This window comes from Bacillus pacificus (assembly GCF_020861345.1).
GTDB classification, from domain to species: domain Bacteria; phylum Bacillota; class Bacilli; order Bacillales; family Bacillaceae_G; genus Bacillus_A; species Bacillus_A pacificus.
Genome location: NZ_CP086328.1, coordinates 977,127 through 1,000,023 on the forward strand (window position 1 = coordinate 977,127; position 22,897 = coordinate 1,000,023).

Below are 22,897 nucleotides of genomic sequence, written 5' to 3' on the forward strand. Positions count from 1 at the left end.
AGTTTTTTATATTTAAGGAGGAAAATACAATGAAACAACTAACAGGCGCACAAATTCGTCAAATGTTTTTAGACTTTTTCCAAGAAAAAGGACATGCAGTAGAACCTAGTGCATCACTAGTTCCACATGAGGATCCATCTCTTTTATGGATTAACAGTGGTGTAGCAACATTAAAAAAATATTTTGATGGACGTGTAATCCCGCAAAATCCACGTATTACAAATGCTCAAAAATCAATTCGTACAAACGATATTGAAAACGTAGGGAAAACAGCTCGTCACCATACATTCTTTGAAATGTTAGGGAACTTCTCAATCGGCGATTACTTCAAAGAAGAGGCAATTACTTGGGCTTGGGAATTCTTAACGAGCGACAAATGGATCGGATTCGATAAAGAATTATTATCCGTTACAATCCATCCAGAAGATGAAGAAGCATTCACAATTTGGAATGAGAAAATGGGTGTTCCAAAAGAGCGTATCATCCGCTTAGAAGAAAACTTCTGGGACATCGGTGAAGGACCAAGTGGACCGAATACAGAGATTTTCTATGACCGCGGAGAAGCTTACGGTAATGACTTTAGTGACCCAGAATTATATCCAGGAGGAGAAAACGAGCGTTACTTAGAAGTATGGAACCTTGTATTCTCTCAATTTAACCATAATCCAGATGGTTCATATACACCACTTCCTAAGAAAAACATCGATACAGGGATGGGTCTAGAGCGTATGACATCTATCGTTCAAGATGTACCTACAAACTTTGACACGGACTTATTCATGCCGATGATTGGTGCAACAGAAACAATCTCTGGCGAGAAATATCGTAATGGTGACTTAGAAAAAGATATGGCGTTTAAAGTAATCGCTGACCATATCCGTACAGTAACATTCGCTGTTGGTGACGGCGCTCTTCCATCTAACGAAGGCCGTGGTTATGTATTACGTCGTTTATTACGCCGTGCTGTTCGTTACTCTAAGAAATTAAACATTAACCGTCCGTTCATGTTTGAATTAGTACCGGTTGTTGGAGAAGTAATGAAAGACTTCTATCCAGAAGTACTTGAAAAGAAAGATTTCATTGCAAAAGTTGTGAAAAATGAAGAAGAGCGTTTCCACGAAACACTTCATGATGGTGAAGCAATTTTAGCTGAAGTTATTGCAAAAGCGAAAGAAGAAAAAACAACTGTTATTTCTGGAGTAGATGCGTTCCGTCTATATGACACATACGGTTTCCCAATTGAATTAACAGAAGAATATGCAGAAGAAGCTGGTATGACAGTTGATCATGAAGGCTTTGAAAATGAAATGGAAAAACAACGTGAGCGCGCACGTGCTGCTCGTCAAGACGTTGATTCTATGCAAGTTCAAGGCGGTGTCCTTGGAGAAGTGAAAGTAGCGAGCGAGTTCGTTGGTTACGGTACGGTTGCAACAGAAAGTAACGTTGTTGCACTTGTGAAAAACGGTGAATACGCAGACAGCTTGCAAGCAGGTGAAGAAGGACAATTAATGCTTGATGTAACACCATTCTATGCTGAGAGCGGCGGACAAATTGCAGACCGTGGTTACCTTCTTGCTGATGGTGTGAAAGTTCTTGTAAAAGACGTACAAAAAGCACCAAACGGCCAAAACTTGCACAAAGTTGTAGTTGAAGAAGGTACATTAACGAAAGATGCGGCTGTAAAAGCTATTATCGATACGAAAAACCGTAGTAGTGTTGTGAAGAACCATACAGCAACTCACTTACTACACCAAGCGTTAAAAGACGTACTTGGAACGCACGTTAACCAAGCGGGTTCTCTTGTAACTTCTGAACGTTTACGCTTTGACTTCTCTCACTTTGGTCAAGTACAAGCTGACGAATTAGAAAAAATTGAGCGTATCGTAAACGAGAAAATTTGGGAAAGTATTGATGTTGAGATTTCTCAAAAAGCAATCGAAGAAGCGAAAGAAATGGGCGCAATGGCATTATTCGGTGAAAAATACGGTGATGTTGTACGCGTCGTACAAGTTGGCGACTATAGCTTAGAGCTTTGCGGTGGTTGTCACGTTGATAACACAGCTTCTATCGGTATTTTCAAAATCGTTGCTGAGTCTGGTATCGGTGCAGGAACTCGTCGTATTGAAGCAGTAACTGGTAAGTCTGCTTATGAATTAATGAACGATCAAGTAGGTTTATTAAAAGAAGCAGCTGGAAAAATGAAAACAAATCCAAAAGACATTTTAACAAGAGTAGATGGTTTATTTGCTGAAGTAAAACAACTTCAAAAAGAAAACGAATCTCTTGCAGCAAAATTAAGCAATATTGAAGCTGGAAACTTAACTGATTCAGTAATGACAGTTGATGGCGTGAACGTATTAGCGGCAAAAGTAAATGTTGCAGACATGAACAACTTACGTACGATGATGGATGACCTAAAAAATAAATTACAATCTGCAGTTGTCGTATTAGCGTCTGTAAATGATGATAAAGTAAACATCTTAGCTGGCGTAACGAAAGATTTAATTAGCCAAGGATACCATGCTGGTAAACTTGTGAAAGAAGTAGCTTCTCGTTGTGGCGGTGGCGGTGGTGGCCGTCCTGATATGGCACAAGCGGGCGGTAAAAACCCAGCGCAAGTTGAGGAAGCTTTAGCATTTGTACAAGAGTACGTTAAATCTGTTTCAAAATAAAGAGATAGTAGTGTACAATGGTAGGGAGAGGAGAAGTTCTTCTCCCTATACTTACTATATAAGTGAGGTGCTTGAAATGGACGGTTTTGATAAAACAATGAAGTTTAGCATTCAAGATGAAAAACAGAGTGTCCATGTAAATGATGTACTTTTAACTGTGTATGATGCACTTCAAGAAAAAGGCTATAATCCGATTAACCAAATCGTCGGTTATTTATTAAGTGGAGACCCAGCATACATACCTCGCCATAAAGATGCGCGAAGCATCATTCGCAAGCTTGAACGTGATGAATTAATTGAAGAGCTTGTGAAGTCTTACTTGAAACATCATCGTGAGGAGTAATTTATGCGGATATTAGGTTTAGATGTAGGTACAAAAACAGTCGGAGTTGCAATTAGTGACGAAATGGGCTGGACAGCGCAAGGGCTTGAAACAATCAAGATTAACGAAGAACGAGGTCAATTTGGTTTTGACCGCATTTCTGAGTTAGTAAAACAGTATGATGTGGACAAGATAGTAGTAGGTTTACCTAAAAATATGAATGGTACAATTGGCCCGCGTGGTGAAGCATGCCAACAATTTGCAGAAAACCTACGAGAGCTGTTACAATTAGACGTTGTAATGTGGGACGAGCGTTTGTCAACGATGGCAGCGGAACGTCTACTCATTTCAGCCGATGTAAGTCGTAAGAAGCGAAAGCAAGTAATCGATAAGATGGCTGCAGTCGTAATCTTACAAGGATTTTTAGATAGTAAATAAGAGGTGACCAAAATGGAAGAACGTCAAATTACAATTGTAGACGAAAAAGGTAACGAACATTTATGTGAAATTATTTTCACTTTTGATGCTGAAAAATTTGGTAAAAAATCATACGTAATCTTCTCTCCAATCGGTGAAGTAGATGAAGATGGAGACCCAATTTATGATGCAATGGCTTATGAGCAAAATGAAGAAGAGGGCGGAGTATTACTTCCAATCGAATCTGAAGAAGAGTGGGAAATGGTACAAGAAACATTTAACACTATTGCTGATGAGCAAGAAGCTGAATAATAAGTACTGAAAAGGTGGACGGTATATCGTCCGCCTTTTTTATATGTAAAATGAAAGATTTTTTGTCGAAACTGCGTAATCCTTTGTAGTATAATGAGACGGATTGTAGAAAATAAAGTATCTGTCAAAAATGATAGGTAAATGTATTGTGATTTTTCATCGTGTTGTATAGAAAGATGTACATATGGCCTACAATTGAATAAGGAGGAAGAGTTTTGGTAGAGAATCAAGTGAAAAAGAAGCGTAGACGCATTTTTTTATTCTCGATAATTGCACTGCTTTTAGTTTGTGGTTCAGTCTATGCGTATATTTCATCCGCATTAGGACCGGTTGATAGCGGGAATAAAAAAGAGATTGAAGTAGAAATTCCAAAGGGATCATCTACTAGTAAAATTGGTGAGATTTTAGAAGGAAAAGGTGCTGTGAAAAACGGTACAGTTTTTAGTTTTTATACAAAGGCTAAATCTAAAAATTTACAAGCGGGTACATATTTATTAAATCCTTCAATGAGTGCAAAAGATGTTATTGAGCAAATGTCATCTGGTAATGTACATCGTCCAGCTCTTTATAAAGTGACGGTAAAAGAAGGGGCGCAAGTAACTGAAATTGCAGAAACGGTTGCAAACGAATTAAAGTGGAATAAAGATGATGTTGTACGTCAATTAAACGATAAAGCATTTATTCAAAAAATGCAGCAAAAGTATCCCAAGCTGTTGACGGATAAAATTTTTGATAGCAATATTAAATATCCATTAGAAGGTTATTTATATCCTGCGACGTACTCTTTCTATAAAAAGGATACGACGTTAGAAGAAATTGTCATTCCAATGCTTGAGAAAACGAATGCAATCATTGTTCAAAACGAAGCAAAAATGAAAGCGAAAAACTGGGATGTTCATCAGCTTTTAACATTGTCTTCACTTATTGAAGAAGAGGCAACAGGCTTTACAGATCGTCAAAAGATCTCTAGTGTCTTTTATAATCGTTTAGCAAAAGGTATGCCGTTGCAAACGGATCCAACGGTATTATATGCACTTGGAAAGCATAAACAACGTGTATTATACGAAGATTTAAAGATAAACTCACCGTACAATACGTACGTTGTGAAAGGATTGCCGGTGGGCCCGATTGCAAACTCTGGTAAACATTCAGTGGAAGCAGCGCTAGAGCCTGCGCAAACAGATTATTATTATTTCTTAGCTGCACCAACTGGTGAAGTGTACTATGCGAAAACATTGGAAGAGCATAATGCACTAAAGCAAAAATATATTACGAAAAAACAGTGAAATGGGGAGGGATAGCGAAAAAGGTCGCACATCCCTCTTTTTTGTGGTAAAATATATCGGGTTAAAAACTGGCAGAAGAATCGTTTTTAATATCAAAACGGGACGTACAAGCTAAGGGTAAAGCTGGCTTGTATTTTTATTGCATTCTATGTGTGAAAAGACGTCATAGAGGCACTTCTCCATGTAAATAAGGAGGACCATTATGGAGGATGCAGTTAACGAGTACCTATTATCATTTATTGATCCGAAAGATAAATTAATTCTTGAAATGGAAGACTATGCGAAAGAAAATCATGTGCCAATTATGGATCGACTTGGAATGGAATTTATGTTGCAATTTTTACGTTTAATTGGACCGAAGAGCATTTTAGAGCTAGGTACAGCAATTGGCTATTCTAGTATTCGTATGATGCAAGCTATTCCAAATTCTCGCATTGTGACAGTTGAGCGCAATCGCGATCGATATGAAAAAGCACTTGAATATATAGAACGTTCACCAGTTAAAGAGCGTATTTCCGTTATTTACGGTGATGCGTTAGAAACAGGCGAGCAAGTAGAAGAACATGGAACATTTGACGTTATTTTTATTGACGCAGCAAAAGGACAATATCGTCGCTTTTTTGACTTATATGAACCGTTATTAAATCCTGGTGGCGTAATTATTTCAGATAATGTTATGTACCATGGCCTTGTAACGACGAAAGAGAAAATTGAAAACAGACGTACACGTGGTTTAATCCGTCGTATTAAGACGTACAATGAATGGCTTATGAACCATGAAGGCTATGATACAACGATTTTCCCAATTGGTGATGGAGTAGCTGTTAGTAAAAAGAAAGGGTGACCAAGGTATGAAGAAACCAGAATTGTTAGTAACACCAAAAGCAGTGGCGGATATCGAACCTCTTGCGAAAGCAGGAGCAGATGCGGTAATGATCGGTGAGCAAAAGTTTGGTTTACGTTTAGCAGGGGAATTTTCACGTGAAGATGTGAAACAAGCTGTGAAGATTGCACATGAAAATGGTGTAAAAGTATACGTAGCAATGAACGCTATGTTCCACAACGATAAAGTAGAAGAATTAACAGACTATGTTGCATTTTTAAACGAAGTACATGTAGATGCAATTGTTTTCGGAGATCCAGCAGTATTAATGGCGGTTCGCGAAGTAGCGCCAAATATGCAATTGCACTGGAATACAGAAACAACAGCAACAAACTGGTTTACTTGTAACTACTGGGGACAAAGAGGAGCAAAACGTGCTGTATTAGCTCGCGAGCTTAGCTTAGATGAAATTGTTGAATTAAAAGAAAATGCTGAAGTAGAACTTGAAGTGCAAATTCACGGTATGACTTGTATGTTCCAATCGAAGCGTTCGTTAGTAGGAAACTACTTTGAGTATCAAGGACGTCATCTTGACATCGAAAAGAAAAAATATGAAGAGAATATGTTCTTATATGACCCAGAGCGTAACAATAAATATCCAATTTATGAAGATGAAAATGGTACTCACATTATGAGTCCAAATGATATTTGTTTCATCGATGAGTTAGAAGAGCTAATTGATGCTGAAATTGATAGCTTAAAAGTTGATGGTGTACTAAAAAGCTCTGCATACATTATTGAGGTAACGAAGAAATATCGTAAAGCAATTGATTTATGTGTAGAAGATCGTGATGCGTATTACGACGTGAAAGACGACTTATATAAAGAGATAGAAGAAATGCAACCGGTGAATCGTCCGTTAGATACAGGATTCTTCTTTAAAGAGACGGTTTACTAAACGAGGAGGGTGTAGGAAATGACTGTACAAGAAATTTCACGAGTGATCGATGGCAAACGCGTTATTGTGAAGAAACCTGAACTGTTAATCCCTGCGGGTAACTTAGAAAAATTAAAAGTAGCTATCCATTACGGGGCAGATGCTGTATATTTAGGTGGACAAGAATTTGGTCTTCGTTCGAATGCAGGTAACTTTACACTGGAAGAAATGGCAGAAGGTGTGGAATTTGCAAAGAAATATGGAGCAAAAATATATGTAACAACAAATATCTTTGCACATAATGAAAATATGGACGGGCTAGAGGAATATTTAAAAGGGATTGAAAAAGCTGGCGTAACGGGAATTATCGTTGCTGATCCGCTTATCATTGAGACTTGTAAACGTGTAGCGCCTTCTGTTGAGGTGCATTTAAGCACACAGCAATCACTATCCAACTGGAAAGCAGCACAGTATTGGAAAGAAGAAGGTTTACATCGTCTTGTATTAGCTCGTGAAGCAAGCTATGAAGAAATGAAAGAGATTAAAGAAAAAGTGGATATTGAAATTGAAGCATTCGTCCATGGTGCAATGTGTATCGCATATTCAGGAAGATGTACGCTAAGTAACCATATGACAGCGCGTGACTCTAACCGTGGTGGTTGTTGTCAATCTTGTCGCTGGGATTATGATTTAGTTCAAACAGTATCACAACATAAAGATGCAAAAGAGCTTCCTCTATTCCAAGAAGAAGATGCTCACTTTGCAATGAGTCCAAAAGACTTAAATTTAATTTTATCAATTCCGAAAATGATTGAAATTGGAATTGATAGCTTAAAAGTTGAAGGACGTATGAAATCAATCCATTACGTAGCGACTGTAGCGACAGTATACCGTAAAGTAATTGATGCATATTGTGCGGATCCTGATAACTTTGAGTTTAAACAAGAATGGTTAGATGAGCTTGATAAATGTGCAAATCGTGATACAGCTCCTGCATTCTTTGAAGGGGTTCCAGGACATCAAGAGCAAATGTTTGGAAATCATAGTAAGAAAACAACGTATGATTTCGCTGGTTTAGTGTTAGATTATAATGAAGAAACGGGCATCGTAACGATTGAGCAACGTAATCATTTCAAACCAGGACATGAAGTGGAGTTCTTTGGGCCAGAAATAGAAAACTTTACGCAAACGGTGGAGAAAATTTGGGATGAGGATGGAAATGAATTAGATGCAGCGAGACATCCGTTGCAAATCGTGAAATTCAAAGTGGATCAACCAGTGTATGTGAATAATATGATGCGCAAAAGCATACTTCAATAAGAAAGAGTGATAGTCGAATGGGGACGAATAAGCCTGTTGTAATTGGAATTGCTGGTGGTTCAGGGTCAGGTAAGACAAGTGTAACGAAAGCGATTTTTGACCATTTTAAAGGTCATTCCATTTTAATCTTAGAGCAAGATTATTATTACAAAGATCAAAGCCATTTACCAATGGAAGAGCGTTTAAAAACAAATTATGATCATCCATTAGCGTTTGATAATGATTTGTTAATTGAACATTTGCAGCAGTTGCTTGCATATAAACAAGTAGAGAAACCTGTATATGACTATACATTGCATACGCGTTCAGATGAAATTATTCCAGTTGAGCCGAAAGATGTAATCATTTTAGAAGGAATTCTTATTTTAGAAGACCCACGTCTTTGTGAGTTAATGGACATTAAGTTATTCGTTGATACAGATGCTGACCTTCGTATTTTACGCCGCATGCAGCGTGATATTAAAGAACGTGGTCGTACGATGGATTCAGTTATTGATCAATATGTAAATGTTGTACGTCCAATGCACAATCAATTTATTGAGCCTTCTAAGAAATTTGCGGATATTATTATCCCTGAAGGTGGACAAAACCACGTTGCAATTGATATTATGGTTACAAAAATTGCAACAATTCTTGAACAAAAAGTAAATTTGTAATAGCATAGTAAAAGATATACGATAGGAAGGGATTTTTTCCCTTCCTATCGAATACAATGAAACATGCAACCTCATCTATATATAGGTGAGGGCATATTTATATCAACTTTCCATACATATCTTCTTTATATAAAGAAGAATTGGGAATACGGGGTTGTATGTGACAACTCCGCTAGTACAGGCGTGCTAGAAACCTCCGCTTTACATATAAGCGGGGGAGTTTTCATATGGAACTCCTCTTTTTTTCGGGGGATTGGTATATAAAAGGAGTGGAAAATATGGCAACAGAAAAAACATACCCTATGACGCAAGAGGGTAAGCAAAAGCTAGAGAACGAACTTGAGGATTTAAAAACGGTAAAACGTAAAGAAGTTGTAGAGCGCATTAAGATTGCACGTAGCTTCGGAGATCTTTCTGAGAACTCTGAGTATGATGCAGCGAAAGATGAGCAAGCGTTCGTAGAAGGACGTATTACACAATTAGAAAACATGATTCGTAACGCAGTTATCATCACAGATAACGGTGAAGAATCTACAGTTGTTACATTAGGTAAAACAGTAACATTTAAAGAACTACCAGATGGAGATGAAGAAGCTTACACAATCGTAGGTAGCGCAGAAGCAGATCCATTTGAAGGAAGAATTTCTAACGATTCTCCAATCGCAAAAAGCTTATTAGGTAAGCAAATTGGCGAAAAGGTAGCAATCCAAACTCCAGGTGGAGAAATGCAAGTAGAGATTATCTCTGTAAAATAATTAAAAATCACTCGTGTAAAAGCGAGTGATTTTTTTATCCCGCATTAACGGGCAGTAAGACCCCCACCTCAAAAATCAGCGAAAGCAAAGAAGTTAGGTGGGGGTCGGGCTGCTTAAAGTTTCACTTTATTTGTATAAAAAATGAAACACTCCGTCCAAACTATAGTAGACGAGGTGTTTTTTTTATGAAAATAAAACAGAGAATTACAATTGTTTTAATTTGTTTTATATGTGTCATGTTTATGTTGCTTTGTCGTTTAATTCAAATACAAATTATAGATACGGAATCATTTACGGATCGTAAGATTAACTTAATTGAAAAAAGTGTTACACAACGGACGCAATCCATTACAGTAGATGATGGACGCGGCCATTTTATAGATCGTAATGGTAAGGAGATAGGTGAGAAAAAGTATCCTGTTTTAATTGTTTTTCCATTTCTACAATTAAAAAATGACATGTTGGAGAAAATTGCGCATATCATTGGTATGTCGAGACAAGAGATTGAAAGTCAAATGAAACATAAGAAAAGTGCATTTATCCTGCAAAGAGGAAATGAACCACTTCGCTTGGGACGAGAGCAGATGGAGAAGGTGAATCAATTAAATGTATTAGGCATTGTAGCAGCTGAAGTTCGTTTGCGGCAAACTAGCGTGATGAATCATTTAATTGGCAATGTGGGTGAGAATGAACGAGAATTTCAAAAACGATACGGAGAAGTTAGAAAAATTTCAAAACAAACACCGATTGGCATTTCAGGATTGCAGCAATCATTTGATGAATTTCTTTTGACCGATGGAGAGGCAAAAGTATTGTATCAAGTGGATCGGCAAGGAGAACCGATATTTGGAAAACAAGCGAAATATACATCGCCTGGAAATCCGTTTTATCCAGTGACGATTCAAACTACTTTACATAACGAGTTACAGAAAAAAGCAGAAGAAGTAGTTGAAGCAAGTGAGATTAAGAAGGGAGGAGTAGTGCTACTTGATGTAAAGAAAAATGAAATTTTAGCAATGGTTAGCAAACCATCTGTACAGGTGAAAGATGAGAGTTTATATAAAACTACACTTGAAAATCAAATGTTAACACCACACTTTCCCGGTTCTGTTTTTAAAACAATAATTGCGGCGGCAGCGATTGATCAAAATGAAAATGTTTTTAATCGCGTATTTAATTGTAATAAAGATTTATATGGTGAAGATCACCCACAAGTTAGGATGGGGACACTTAGTTTTAAAGAGAGCTTTGCTAGAAGCTGTAACAGGACATTCTCAGAGTTAGGAAATGAGCTAATACAAAAGGATAAGATGGTGTTAGAAACTTATGTAGCGGCTTTAGGAGGCGCTGAGAAGGTTGGATGGAGAGGTTCTGTATTTCATACAACTCATTTTGAGCAAATGCCAGAGGAGAAAAGTGTTACGATTTGGGGGAGTGAAGGAAATAAGAATAGTAAAAAAGCGGTAGCGCAAACAGCAATTGGACAGAAAGATGTACGTATGTCACCTCTAGCGATTGCAAATATGATGGCGACGATTGCTAGAGGGGGAGAAAAGATGGAAGTGAAAGCTGTTGAAAAAATAATGTATAAAAATGGAACGGATTTTTATACATTTGAAGACCATACATTAGGTGGAAAACAGCTTTCATATGAAACAGTGAAAACATTACAACAGTTATTAAGGAGCGTTGTAACAACGGAAAAAGGTACAGGATCAGCATTCAAGTCGTTACCACTAAGTGTCGCTGGAAAATCTGGGACAGCACAAACAGGAAAAGGAACGAAAGAGAATCGATGGTTTGCAGGTTATTTTCCATATGAAAATCCAAGGTATGCTTTAGTTGTCGTGGATATAGAAACGAATAGCGATGTAAATAAAGTTACACCTATTTTCAAATCTATCGTAGAATCAATCTATCGATTAGAGAATGAAAAGTAATCTTGCAATTTATAGTAAAATGTTTTCATTTCATGAAAATATTATTGTAAATGTTCAACCTTTCTAGATTTAATGTTACAATAGCAAGTATGAAAAACTGCATGGAGGTTTGAAGAATGGCAGGAGGATCTAGATTCCAACAGAAACAACAAAAACGTCGTCAAAACGGTGTTTTAAATATTGCAATAGCTATTGTACTAGTAGCAGTAGCTATTGTAGCATATCAATTGTTTGTTCCTGACACGAAAGAGCAAGCGTCTTCTAGCGATAAAAAGGTAGCTCAGCAAACAACGAAAGAGAATAAGTCTGAGAAAGCTAAAGGCAAAGAAGAGACGAAGAAGAATGAACAAGAGAAAACAGAGGCTAAGAAGAAAGAAGAAGAAGAGAAGCTAAAGGCTGAAGAAGAACAGAAAAAAGCTGAAGAAGAAGCGAAAGCTAACGAGAAAGTACCAGCTGAAAAAACACAGCCAAAGGCAACTGACGCTTATACGAAACCTTCTTGGAAGCCAGTAGGCACAGAGCAAGGTGCAACACCTGCGATGACGTTTAAAAAAGGTACAGCAGATTGGAATGAGATGAATCAAGCGATTTCAGCTGCAATTGACGTTCCAGTAGAGCAATTAATTATTCATCGAATCGGAAATAACGGTAAGAATAAAGCTTACGGTAACGTACAAGATAAACAAACAGGTAAAAGATATTATGTAAATATTGATTGGGTAGACAATGAAGGCTGGAAACCAGTACTTGTTCAAACTCTAAACTAAAAAAGAGAAGCTCCTAAGGAGCTTCTCTTTTTTAGTTAGCGTAATTTCTTTAATTTAAAATGAACAACCGCGCTATAATATGGTCTTTTACTTTCAGGATCCATAACCATTTGATGCGAGATGTGATGAACTTCAAGCATAAGTGCTTTATTATTATCGATTTGTTCACTGATTTTTCGTTCTAAAGAAGCTAAGTCTCCCGCTTCAAAAAATTCTACTTTATCTTCTAACATTTCAAAGGTAAATGACATGAAGACGGCCCCTCTCCTATGTAATCAACTATAGTGTAACAAAGAAAAGAAGGAAATACCATGTACATTTCAATTGACATTTTTAGAAAGAGGGAATATCATACTGATAAAACCGATAAGAAAAAGGGGAATTTTTATGGGTACAGAATTTAATGGTTTATTTGATGAGTGGGCTCATACGTACGACTCATTTGTACAAGGCGAAGATATACAATATAAAGAAGTTTTCGCCCATTATGAGGACATTCTAGAGGATGTAGTTAACAAGTCATTTGGTAACGTATTAGAATTTGGTGTCGGTACAGGTAATTTAACAAATAAATTATTACTTGCTGGCCGCACAGTTTACGGTATAGAACCGTCACGTGAAATGCGCATGATTGCAAAAGAGAAATTGCCAAAAGAGTTTTCCATTACAGAAGGTGATTTTCTTTCGTTTGAAGTCCCGAATTCCATTGATACCATAGTAAGCACCTATGCATTTCATCATTTAACAGATGATGAAAAAAATGTAGCGATTGCGAAGTATAGTCAATTGCTAAACAAAGGTGGTAAAATAGTGTTTGCTGATACGATATTTGCAGATCAAGATGCATATGATAAAACTGTTGAAGCAGCAAAACAAAGAGGTTTTCATGAGTTAGCAAATGATTTGCAAACAGAATACTATACACGTATTCCAATTATGCAGACTATTTTTGAAAACAATGGCTTCCATGTAACGTTTACGAGATTAAATCATTTCGTTTGGGTAATGGAGGCAACTAAGCAATAGAAAGAGGGATTAGATTGAGAATTGCTGTAATTGGAGCAATGGAAGAAGAAGTACGTATTTTACGTGATAAATTAGAACAAGCAGAAACAGAAACGGTTGCGGGTTGTGAATTTACGAAAGGACAATTAGCAGGACATGAAGTAATCTTGTTAAAGTCTGGTATTGGTAAAGTAAATGCAGCGATGTCAACGACAATTTTATTAGAAAGATATAAGCCTGAAAAAGTCATTAATACTGGTTCAGCTGGTGGATTCCATCATTCTCTAAATGTTGGGGATGTCGTTATTTCAACAGAAGTTCGTCACCATGATGTAGATGTAACAGCATTTAACTATGAGTATGGGCAAGTACCAGGAATGCCGCCTGGATTTAAAGCTGATGAAGCATTAGTTGCATTAGCTGAAAAATGTATGCAGGCAGAAGAAAATATTCAAGTTGTAAAAGGTATGATTGCAACAGGTGATTCATTTATGAGTGATCCGAACCGAGTTGCAGCCATTCGTGATAAATTTGAAAACCTTTATGCAGTAGAAATGGAAGCAGCAGCTGTTGCACAAGTATGCCACCAATATGAAGTTCCGTTTGTTATCATTCGTGCACTTTCTGATATTGCTGGTAAAGAATCAAATGTTTCATTTGATCAATTTTTAGATCAAGCAGCTCTTCATTCTACAAACTTTATCGTAAAAGTACTAGAAGAGTTAAAGTAATGTAACAAAAAGGCAACTGTCTCATATAAAGAAAATACATACAGTTGCCTTTTCTTTATTGGCAAATAAGGGGGAGAACACGATGAATGTATATCGTGGAGTTCATGAGTTAATTGGTCATACACCAATTGTGGAAATTACTCGTTTTTCACTTCCAGAAGGGGTCCGTTTATTTGCAAAGCTGGAATTTTATAACCCAGGCGGAAGCGTTAAGGACCGATTAGGAAGAGAATTAATCGAAGATGCGCTAGAAAAAGGGCTTGTTACAGAGGGCGGAACAATTATTGAACCGACAGCTGGAAATACTGGTATTGGACTGGCACTCGCAGCGTTACAACATGATTTACACGTTATCGTTTGTGTACCAGAGAAATTTAGCATTGAAAAACAAGAATTAATGAAAGCACTAGGCGCAACGGTTGTGCATACGCCGACTGAGCAAGGAATGACCGGTGCAATTGCAAAAGCAAAAGAGTTAGTAAATGAAATACCGAATTCATACTCTCCAAGTCAGTTCGCAAATGAGGCGAATCCTCGTGCATATTTTAAAACATTAGGACCTGAACTGTGGGACGCATTGAATGGAGAGATTAACATATTTGTTGCTGGAGCAGGAACTGGCGGTACGTTTATGGGGACTGCATCTTACTTGAAAGAAAAAAATATAGATATTAAAACAGTTATCGTAGAGCCAGAAGGATCTATTTTAAATGGTGGTAAGGCTGGTTCACATGAGACCGAAGGAATTGGACTGGAATTTATCCCGCCATTTTTGAAGACATCTTATTTTGATGAAATTCATACGATTTCTGATCGAAATGCATTTTTACGAGTGAAAGAATTAGCGCAAAAAGAAGGACTTCTTGTTGGGAGCTCTTCAGGAGCAGCATTTCATGCAAGTTTACTTGAAGCAGAGAAAGCGGCGCCAGGTACAAATATTGTAACGATTTTTCCTGATAGTAGTGAGCGCTATTTAAGTAAAGACATATACAAAGGATGGGAATAAAAAATGAGAGCAAAGACAAAGTTAATTCATGGTATTCGCATAGGAGAACCTTCAACTGGATCTGTAAATGTACCGATTTATCAAACGAGTACGTACAAACAAGAAGCAGTTGGTAAGCATCAAGGATATGAATATTCACGTACAGGAAACCCAACACGTGCAGCTTTAGAAGAAATGATTGCGGTATTAGAAAACGGCCATGCTGGTTTCGCATTTGGTTCAGGAATGGCGGCTATTACAGCTACGATTATGTTGTTCTCAAAAGGTGACCACGTTATTTTAACAGATGATGTGTATGGCGGAACGTACCGCGTGATTACGAAAGTATTAAACCGCTTCGGTATTGAGCATACATTTGTAGATACAACAAACTTAGAGGAAGTTGAAGAAGCGATTCGTCCAAATACGAAAGCGATTTATGTAGAAACACCAACGAATCCGTTACTAAAAATTACTGATATTAAAAAAATATCTACTCTTGCTAAAGAGAAAGATTTATTAACAATTATTGATAACACATTCATGACGCCATATTGGCAGTCGCCGATTTCTTTAGGAGCAGACATTGTACTTCATAGTGCAACGAAATATTTAGGAGGTCATAGTGACGTAGTTGCAGGTCTAGTAGTTGTAAATAGCCCGCAATTAGCAGAAGACCTTCACTTTGTACAAAACTCAACAGGCGGCATTCTTGGCCCGCAAGATAGTTTCTTACTACTTCGTGGTTTAAAAACATTAGGAATTCGAATGGAAGAGCATGAAACGAATTCACGTGCAATTGCTGAGTTTTTAAATAACCACCCAAAAGTAAATAAAGTATATTACCCAGGCCTTGAGTCACATCAAAACCATGAACTGGCAACAGAACAAGCAAATGGATTTGGTGCTATTATCTCATTTGATGTAGATAGCGAAGAAACATTAAATAAAGTGCTTGAGAAATTACAATACTTTACGCTGGCTGAAAGTTTAGGAGCAGTAGAAAGTTTAATTTCTATCCCCTCTCAAATGACGCATGCATCAATCCCAGCAGATCGTCGCAAAGAATTAGGAATTACAGATACATTAATTCGAATTTCTGTCGGTATTGAAGACGGAGAAGATTTAATTGAAGATTTAGCACAAGCGTTAGCGTAGTAAAGATGCACTGCTAGTATAGGCAGTGCATTTTTACTACATTATTTTGTGAAATACTTCACAAAATAGACATACACAAATAAAATGATTTCATGTATATTGAATTCATGAAGTGTTACTCACGAACAAACTTGTGAAATGTTTCACAAACAATGAAGTTCATGTAGGAAAGCAATTCTATTTTTTTACGCTAATCGGGACTAATTATGACCTATAGGGCCTTATTTAGTCCAAGATAGCAGAATAGGAGGAATTTACATGGTAGTCAAAGAGAAAATTGTAAATGAAATGCAGGAAGTAAAAGAGATGATTGATACGTTAGTGAATAACGGTCGAAAGGCTTTACAAGCATTAGAAAGTTTTACACAAGAGCAAATTGACAACATTGTTCATGAAATGGCATTAGCAGGTGTTGATCAACATATGCCACTTGCGAAGTTGGCTGTTGAAGAAACAGGTCGTGGTGTATACGAAGATAAATGTATTAAAAATATTTTTGCTACTGAATATATTTGGCATAGCATAAAGAAAGATAAAACAGTAGGGATTATTCACGAAGATCCTCATGAAGAAATAATAGAAATTGCGGAGCCTGTCGGTGTAGTAGCTGGGGTAACACCAGTAACGAATCCAACATCGACAACAATGTTTAAAGCATTAATTGCGATAAAAACGAGAAATCCAATTATTTTCGCATTTCATCCTTCCGCACAAAACTGTTCTATTGCAGCTGCGAAAACAGTATACGATGCAGCGGTGAAGGCGGGGGCACCAAAATATTGTATTCAGTGGATTGAAAAGCCTTCTGTCGAAGCAACGAAACAATTAATGAACCATGAAGGTGTTGCGCTTGTTTTGGCAACTGGAGGGGCTGGTATGGTGAAATCAGCTTATTCTACTGGAAAACCAGCGCTAGGTGTAGGTCCTGGTAATGTACCATGTTATATAGAGAAATCAGCGCATATAAAACGAGCGGTTAATGATTTGATTTTATCTAAAACATTTGATAATGGTATGATTTGCGCATCAGAACAAGCAATTATTGTAGACAAGGAAATTTATGATGATGTGAAAACAGAAATGATTGCAAATGATTGTTATTTTGTAACCGAGGAAGAGAGAAGTAAATTAGAAAAGCTTGTTATTAATGAAAATACATGTGCAGTAAATAGTGATATTGTAGGGAAATCCGCACAGTATATTGCCAAATTAGTTGGAATTACTGTACCTAAAAATACAAAAATGCTTGTAGCTGAAATACAAGGCATCGGAGCCGCATATCCACTATCTCGTGAGAAGTTAAGTCCAGTATTAGCTTGTGTAAAAGCAAATTCATTAGAAGAAGGATTTACATATTGTGAAGAAATGTTAAACCTCGGTGGTTTAGGACATTCAGCAGTTATCCATTCTGTAAATAAAGAAGTGCAAAAGCAATTTGGATTACGTATGAAAGCTTGCCGCCTTATTGTAAATGCCCCTTCATCACAAGGTGGAATCGGTGACATATATAATGGATTTATTCCATCACTTACGCTTGGCTGCGGTTCCTACGGGAAAAACTCGATTTCTCAAAACGTAACAGCGACGCATTTATTAAATATAAAAAGGTTGGCAAATAGAAAAAAGAATATGCAATGGTTCAAATTACCACCAAAAATTTATTTTGAAAAACATGCGGCAGCATATTTAGCAAATATGCCTAACATTTCACGTGCATTTATTGTAACGGATCCAGGAATGGTTGAGCACGGATATGTAGATACGGTCACGCATTATTTACGTAAACATGTAAATGATGTGAAAGTTGAAGTTTTCTTTGAGGTTGAGCCGGATCCATCAGATGAAACTGTGTTTAAAGGTGCAGAAATGATGAGAAGTTTTCAGCCAGATGTAATTATCGCACTTGGTGGTGGTTCAGCGATGGATGCCGCGAAAGGGATGTGGCTTTTCTATGAGCATCCAGAAACAACATTCTATGGAATTAAACAGAAGTTTTTAGATATAAGAAAACGAACATGTAAATATCCGGAATTAGGAAGTAAGGCGCAGTTTGTTGCCATTCCAACAACATCTGGAACAGGATCAGAAGTGACACCATTTGCGGTTATTACAGATAAGAAAAATAATATAAAGTATCCACTCGCGGATTATGAATTAACGCCAGATGTAGCAATTGTTGATCCACAATTTGTAATGACAGTACCACCACATGTAACAGCAGACACTGGCATGGACGTATTAACGCATGCAATCGAGGCGTATGTGTCTGTTTTAGCGAATGACTATACAGATGGATTAGCATTAAAGGCCATTGATCTCGTATTTAAATATTTACCAAGAGCATTTAAAGATGGAAATGATGAAGAAGCACGAGAAAAAATGCACAATGCTTCTGCAATCGCAGGAATGGCATTTGCAAATGCCTTTCTAGGTATTAATCACAGCTTAGCACATAAAATTGGACCAGAATTTCATATTCCACATGGGCGTGCGAATGCAATTCTTATGCCGCACGTAGTTCGCTATAATGCTATTAAGCCAAGAAAACACGCATTGTTCCCAAAATATGAGCACTTTGTAGCCGATGAACGCTATGCACATATTGCGAGAATGCTCGGGCTTCCAGCAAGTTCGACTGCAGAAGGTGTGGAATCACTTGTCAAAGCAATTATTGAGCTCGGAAAAAGTTTAAATATAAATATGAGTATTGCAGGACAAGGAGTTGCTAAAGACCAATTTGAAGAGGTTGTTGGATTATTGGCAGAAAGAGCTTTTGAAGATCAATGTACAACAGCTAATCCAAAATTACCTCTCATTTCAGAGCTGAAAGAAATTTATATGAAAGCATATAAAGGTGAGTAATGATTATGAAAGAGTCGCCATAAAGCGGCTCTTTTTCTTTTGGAAAACATCTCCCAGAATGGCTGTATTTACTTGTCTTTCAGTTTAATAGAATATGATACAGTGAAATGGAGGAGTGAGAATATAATGAAGGAATTACAAGAAAAGATAGAAGATTATACTCGGTTCGGACAAATTCTTCTCGCTGTAAGTACATTGTTAATGGTTGGCTTATTGATTCCGACTGGAGCAAAAGAAACGATACAATTTTTTGTTATGATGGGGAGCATCGTTATATTTTTAAGTTTATCTTTCTTTTTCTTTCAGCGTGTGAAAGTGATGCGAGACAAGTTAGAGGGAAACGAATGCGAATAATATTGATAAATAGTGCGTTACAAAAAGAAGGAATCTTTTTTGTAACGCTTTTTGTTTTTTTCTAGAAAATGTATGCGTTTTATATTGACAATGATAATCCTTATCAATTAAAGTAGAATAGTAGTTAATGATTATCATTATCAATTAGAGGTGGAAGAATGAAAAAATCTATTACGCTATTTACAGCGATTTTATCTGTTTTTTTCTTATTAATAGGTTGCAGTGCAAAAGGAGACGAAAAAGCAGCGGCAACAAAAACAGAAAAAGGAAAAGAGAAAATAGAAGTTACCGACCTGTCAGGAAGAAAGGTAACATTCGATAAAGTGCCAGAGAGTTTTGCAACATTAAGTATGGGAGACATGAATATTATTCATGCTTTAGGCGGAAAAATAGTGGGTCGTCCGGATGCAAAAATAACTCTTCCAGAGGATATAAAGAAAGTACAAGTAATCGGGAATGCACATCAGCCGAATTTTGAGCAAATTGCTAGCTTAAAGCCCGATGTACTTATTGCTAATAATGGGTTCCAAAAGAATGTTCCAACGGTTGAAGGGCAAGGAACGAAAGTAATGATTTCTTCTGCGAATTCTGTACAAGATATTCAAAAGAATATTGAACTATACGGAACGATAATGAAGAAAGAAGATAAAGCGAAAGAACTTAACCAAAAAATTACGAATCAAATGAAGACATATGAGAAAAAGAGTGATGTGAAAGCATTGCTAGTGTATGGAGCACCTGGTACTTATTTAGCAGCATTACCAACCTCTTTATCAGGTGATATTTTAGAAAAAACAGGTGGGAAAAATATTGCAGCTGATTTTCCAGAAATGAAGGAATATCCGCAATATGCACAGCTAAGTGTAGAACGCATTATTGAAGCGAATCCTGATGTAATTTATTTAATTACACATGGAGATCCAAATAGCGTTAAAAAAGCATTTGAAGGCGAAATGATGAAAAATGAAGCGTGGAAAAATTTAGATGCAGTAAAACAAAATCGCGTAGTTATTTTGCCACCAGACTTATTTGGATCAAATCCTGGAACAAAAGTTACAGAAGCGATGGACTTTATGTATAAAAGTATACAAGATGTAAGGAAATGATAAGTATGGAAAGTAGTGAAGTAGTAAGGGAAAAGGAACATCCTTTTGCGAAAAAAAGAGGGGGAATAGCAGTTACTTTAGTTGTATTAACGGTTTTATGTCTTTTTTACGGTCTTTTCGCAGGAAGCCTATCCTTTTCTTTACGAGATATTGTAACAGGGATACAAGATGAGGGTTCGACAGTTCATCGAATTGTATGGGACCTTCGTATACCGAGAGTGCTCGTTGGATTTATAGTAGGAACATGTTTAGCTGCATCTGGTGCACTGCTGCAAGGAGTGATGAGAAATCCTCTTGCAGACCCTGGTATTATCGGGGTGTCATCTGGAGCAGGCCTTGTCGCAATTGTAATTATGATTTTATTCCCTCAGCATATGGCGTTTTTACCACTTGGTGCGTTTTTAGGAGCTTTCATAACGGCGATGATCATTTATGCTTTATCATGGCAAAAAGGGGCACCACCTTCAAGAATTGTCTTAGTAGGTGTGTCAATTAATGCATTAATAGGTGCAGCGACGTCAGCATTAATGTTATTACATAGTGACAAAGTACAATCCGTGTTACCGTGGTTAGCGGGTGGTATTGGCGGTGTAAGTTGGGCACATTTAAACATGATTATTTATTATGCAATATTCGCTATTATATTGGCCTTCTTCGGTATCAAGCATATTCGAGTATTAATGCTTGGAGATGAAATGGCGAAATTATTAGGTCATAACGTGGAGAGAAGCCGTTTTTATTTAATAGTAGTAAGCACATTATTAGCTGGAATAGCAGTTAGTGTTTCTGGTCTTATTGGATTTGTCGGCCTTGTTGTACCACATATGTTACGTTTATTAGTTGGAAATGACTATAAATATTTACTGCCATTATCATGCCTTGGTGGAGGGATATTACTTGTTTTCGCGGATGCGATAGCTCGAAGTTGGTTTGATCCAATTGAATTGCCTGTCGGTATTTTATTATCCTTCTTAGGCGGTCCGTTCTTCTTATATTTAATTCATAGAGGGGGGAAACAGCGTGATTTCCGTTAATAAAGTGTTTTACGCACATTCTGAAAGATTTCAAATGCAAAATATGAATGTACATATTAAAGCTGGAGAGGTCGTTAGTTTAATTGGACCGAATGGATCTGGGAAATCTACTTTGCTTCGTTTAATAGCAAGACTACTTAAACAAAGCGAAGGGGATATCGTTTTAGATGGAAAAAGTATTCATACGATGAAAAGTGCCGATGTAGCGAAGCAATTAGCGATGTTACCACAAATGCATGATCATCAATTAGATTTAACAGTGAAAGAATTAATTGAATTTGGAAGAGGCCCTCATAAATCATGGAGAGATCGCTTAAATAAAGAAGATGAAGAAATTGTTGATTGGGCATTGTCTGTTACAAATCTTGAAGGGTATGAATATCGTCTTTTACAATCTTTATCAGGAGGGGAAAGACAACGTGCTTGGATTGCAATGACGCTAGCACAACGTACGAACGTCTTATTATTAGATGAGCCAACAACTTTTTTAGATATCGTTCATCAGTTGGAAGTAATGGAACTTGTGAAACGATTAAACGAGGAATTTGGCATGACAATTATAATGGTTTTACATGATATTAACCAAGCGGCTCAATATAGTGATCGTTTACTCGTATTAAAGCGAGGGAAGCTTCAGTATGACGGTATACCAGAAGAAGTGTTATGTCATGAAATGTTTCAACATGTATTTGGCATAGATGTAGATATTTTTCAAGGAAGCGACAAGCCATTTTTTACACCGAAGCGAATTTCTAAAAAAGGAGGAGCAAGATGCGAACAGAAGAACGTATTACCACTGAGTTAGTAAGGGAATTTGTTATGGCAGCTCACGGAGATTTAGAAAAAGTACAAGAACTGTTGGCTGAATCGCCAAGTTTACTTCATGCCTCTTACAATTGGGGCGGATCAGATTGGGAAAGTGCGTTAGGAGCAGCGGCACATGTAGGGCGTAAAGATATTGCTCTTTATTTATTAGAAAAGGGTGCTCGAATGGATATTTTCGCGGCCGCTATGCTTGGAGAATTAGAAGTTGTACAAGCTATTTTAGTAGCACAACCAGAAGCATTACGTGCATCTGGCCCTCATGGTATTTCTCTTCTTCAACATGCACGAATGGGTGGAGAAAAAGCACAGCGTGTATTTGACTACTTAATGGTGCTTTCTTAATGATCGCTAAAGTTCTTATGTGCGGTAAACTTTTCACTTTCATATAATTGGAAAGTTTACCGCCCGTTAGAACGGGATAAGTATCTAGTATATTTGAAAAGCCTACACCCCCCTCAATTGTAGTTTTCTTTATGCTAGTTATGATATGGATGCAGTAGACAATATTTGTCTACTGCCTTTTTTAAATTATTTAGAGATTGAATATTCTGTATTTCGCCTTTGGTTCCTTTATAATAGATAGTAACATTAAGTATATATCCAAAACATGATCGTGTAGGTAAGTACAAA

At 37.1% G+C, this 22,897-nt stretch carries 23 protein-coding genes; 22 read left to right on the forward strand and 1 reads right to left on the reverse strand.

Annotated elements, in window-relative coordinates; genetic code table 11:
* Positions 1-29: 29 nt before the first annotated feature.
* The 12 genes from alaS (at position 30) to LMD38_RS05120 (ending at position 12,207) form a co-directional block, all read left to right on the forward strand.
* Complete coding sequence (gene alaS, locus LMD38_RS05065; RefSeq protein WP_000811832.1) at positions 30-2,672, forward strand: alanine--tRNA ligase; 2,643 nt, start codon at positions 30-32, stop codon at positions 2,670-2,672.
* A gap of 76 nt (positions 2,673-2,748) precedes the next feature.
* Positions 2,749-3,015 (forward strand): IreB family regulatory phosphoprotein, encoded by a 267-nt coding sequence (locus LMD38_RS05070; RefSeq protein ID WP_000348590.1) that lies wholly within the window; start codon positions 2,749-2,751, stop codon positions 3,013-3,015.
* A 3-nt stretch (positions 3,016-3,018) separates the two neighbouring features.
* Positions 3,019-3,432: a Holliday junction resolvase RuvX gene (gene ruvX / locus LMD38_RS05075; protein WP_001221197.1), complete on the forward strand. Its 414-nt coding sequence runs from the start codon at positions 3,019-3,021 to the stop codon at positions 3,430-3,432.
* Between the two features lie 12 nt (positions 3,433-3,444).
* Positions 3,445-3,723, forward strand: a complete 279-nt coding sequence (locus tag LMD38_RS05080; RefSeq protein WP_000392731.1) for a DUF1292 domain-containing protein — start codon at positions 3,445-3,447, stop codon at positions 3,721-3,723.
* A 215-nt stretch (positions 3,724-3,938) separates the two neighbouring features.
* Positions 3,939-5,009, forward strand: a complete 1,071-nt coding sequence (gene mltG, locus LMD38_RS05085) for an endolytic transglycosylase MltG (RefSeq protein WP_000230089.1) — start codon at positions 3,939-3,941, stop codon at positions 5,007-5,009.
* A gap of 202 nt (positions 5,010-5,211) precedes the next feature.
* Positions 5,212-5,853 (forward strand): O-methyltransferase, encoded by a 642-nt coding sequence (locus LMD38_RS05090; protein WP_000389089.1) that lies wholly within the window; start codon positions 5,212-5,214, stop codon positions 5,851-5,853.
* A gap of 7 nt (positions 5,854-5,860) precedes the next feature.
* Positions 5,861-6,790, forward strand: a complete 930-nt coding sequence (locus LMD38_RS05095) for a peptidase U32 family protein (RefSeq protein WP_000742781.1) — start codon at positions 5,861-5,863, stop codon at positions 6,788-6,790.
* 18 nt (positions 6,791-6,808) lie between these two features.
* Positions 6,809-8,089: a peptidase U32 family protein gene (locus LMD38_RS05100; protein WP_000217969.1), complete on the forward strand. Its 1,281-nt coding sequence runs from the start codon at positions 6,809-6,811 to the stop codon at positions 8,087-8,089.
* Between the two features lie 17 nt (positions 8,090-8,106).
* Positions 8,107-8,745: a uridine kinase gene (gene udk, locus LMD38_RS05105; RefSeq protein ID WP_000537087.1), complete on the forward strand. Its 639-nt coding sequence runs from the start codon at positions 8,107-8,109 to the stop codon at positions 8,743-8,745.
* A gap of 278 nt (positions 8,746-9,023) precedes the next feature.
* Complete coding sequence (greA, locus tag LMD38_RS05110; protein WP_000179963.1) at positions 9,024-9,500, forward strand: transcription elongation factor GreA; 477 nt, start codon at positions 9,024-9,026, stop codon at positions 9,498-9,500.
* A 185-nt stretch (positions 9,501-9,685) separates the two neighbouring features.
* Entirely contained in the window at positions 9,686-11,440 is a 1,755-nt protein-coding gene (locus LMD38_RS05115) for a peptidoglycan D,D-transpeptidase FtsI family protein (protein WP_062821258.1), read from the forward strand.
* A 116-nt stretch (positions 11,441-11,556) separates the two neighbouring features.
* Positions 11,557-12,207 (forward strand): YrrS family protein, encoded by a 651-nt coding sequence (locus LMD38_RS05120; RefSeq protein ID WP_000897107.1) that lies wholly within the window; start codon positions 11,557-11,559, stop codon positions 12,205-12,207.
* A gap of 35 nt (positions 12,208-12,242) precedes the next feature.
* On the opposite strand, the gene LMD38_RS05125 is transcribed toward LMD38_RS05120, so the two are convergent.
* Positions 12,243-12,458, reverse strand: coding sequence for a YrzA family protein (locus tag LMD38_RS05125; protein ID WP_000010984.1), 216 nt, complete (start codon positions 12,456-12,458; stop codon positions 12,243-12,245).
* A 136-nt stretch (positions 12,459-12,594) separates the two neighbouring features.
* Between LMD38_RS05125 and LMD38_RS05130 the strand changes: the two genes are divergently transcribed.
* The 10 genes from LMD38_RS05130 to LMD38_RS05175 all read left to right on the forward strand — a co-directional run bounded on the left by LMD38_RS05130 (position 12,595) and on the right by LMD38_RS05175 (position 22,609).
* Positions 12,595-13,233, forward strand: a complete 639-nt coding sequence (locus tag LMD38_RS05130; RefSeq protein WP_000536318.1) for a class I SAM-dependent methyltransferase — start codon at positions 12,595-12,597, stop codon at positions 13,231-13,233.
* 14 nt (positions 13,234-13,247) lie between these two features.
* Positions 13,248-13,943 (forward strand): 5'-methylthioadenosine/S-adenosylhomocysteine nucleosidase, encoded by a 696-nt coding sequence (gene mtnN, locus LMD38_RS05135; protein WP_001217039.1) that lies wholly within the window; start codon positions 13,248-13,250, stop codon positions 13,941-13,943.
* An 82-nt stretch (positions 13,944-14,025) separates the two neighbouring features.
* Entirely contained in the window at positions 14,026-14,949 is a 924-nt protein-coding gene (locus LMD38_RS05140) for an O-acetylserine dependent cystathionine beta-synthase (protein ID WP_001103854.1), read from the forward strand.
* A 3-nt stretch (positions 14,950-14,952) separates the two neighbouring features.
* Entirely contained in the window at positions 14,953-16,086 is a 1,134-nt protein-coding gene (locus LMD38_RS05145) for a bifunctional cystathionine gamma-lyase/homocysteine desulfhydrase (protein ID WP_001201908.1), read from the forward strand.
* Between the two features lie 258 nt (positions 16,087-16,344).
* The gene (gene adhE / locus LMD38_RS05150) at positions 16,345-18,948 is read left to right on the forward strand and encodes a bifunctional acetaldehyde-CoA/alcohol dehydrogenase (protein ID WP_227585274.1); all 2,604 of its coding nucleotides are present in this window, start codon (positions 16,345-16,347) and stop codon (positions 18,946-18,948) included.
* A gap of 126 nt (positions 18,949-19,074) precedes the next feature.
* Positions 19,075-19,302, forward strand: coding sequence for a YrhC family protein (locus tag LMD38_RS05155; RefSeq protein WP_000661450.1), 228 nt, complete (start codon positions 19,075-19,077; stop codon positions 19,300-19,302).
* 158 nt (positions 19,303-19,460) lie between these two features.
* On the forward strand, positions 19,461-20,408 hold the full coding sequence (locus tag LMD38_RS05160) for a helical backbone metal receptor (protein WP_000748489.1): 948 nt from the start codon (positions 19,461-19,463) through the stop codon (positions 20,406-20,408).
* A gap of 5 nt (positions 20,409-20,413) precedes the next feature.
* Positions 20,414-21,442, forward strand: a complete 1,029-nt coding sequence (locus LMD38_RS05165; protein WP_016718516.1) for a FecCD family ABC transporter permease — start codon at positions 20,414-20,416, stop codon at positions 21,440-21,442.
* Positions 21,429-22,247 carry an ABC transporter ATP-binding protein gene (locus LMD38_RS05170; protein WP_000626536.1) on the forward strand — a complete coding sequence of 273 codons (819 nt, stop codon included), beginning with the start codon at positions 21,429-21,431 and terminating at the stop codon, positions 22,245-22,247. Before LMD38_RS05165 ends, LMD38_RS05170 begins: the two co-directional genes overlap by 14 nt.
* Entirely contained in the window at positions 22,214-22,609 is a 396-nt protein-coding gene (locus LMD38_RS05175; RefSeq protein WP_001258459.1) for an ankyrin repeat domain-containing protein, read from the forward strand. The genes LMD38_RS05170 and LMD38_RS05175 overlap by 34 nt, the downstream gene beginning before the upstream one ends.
* The last annotated feature ends 288 nt before the right edge of the window (positions 22,610-22,897 follow it).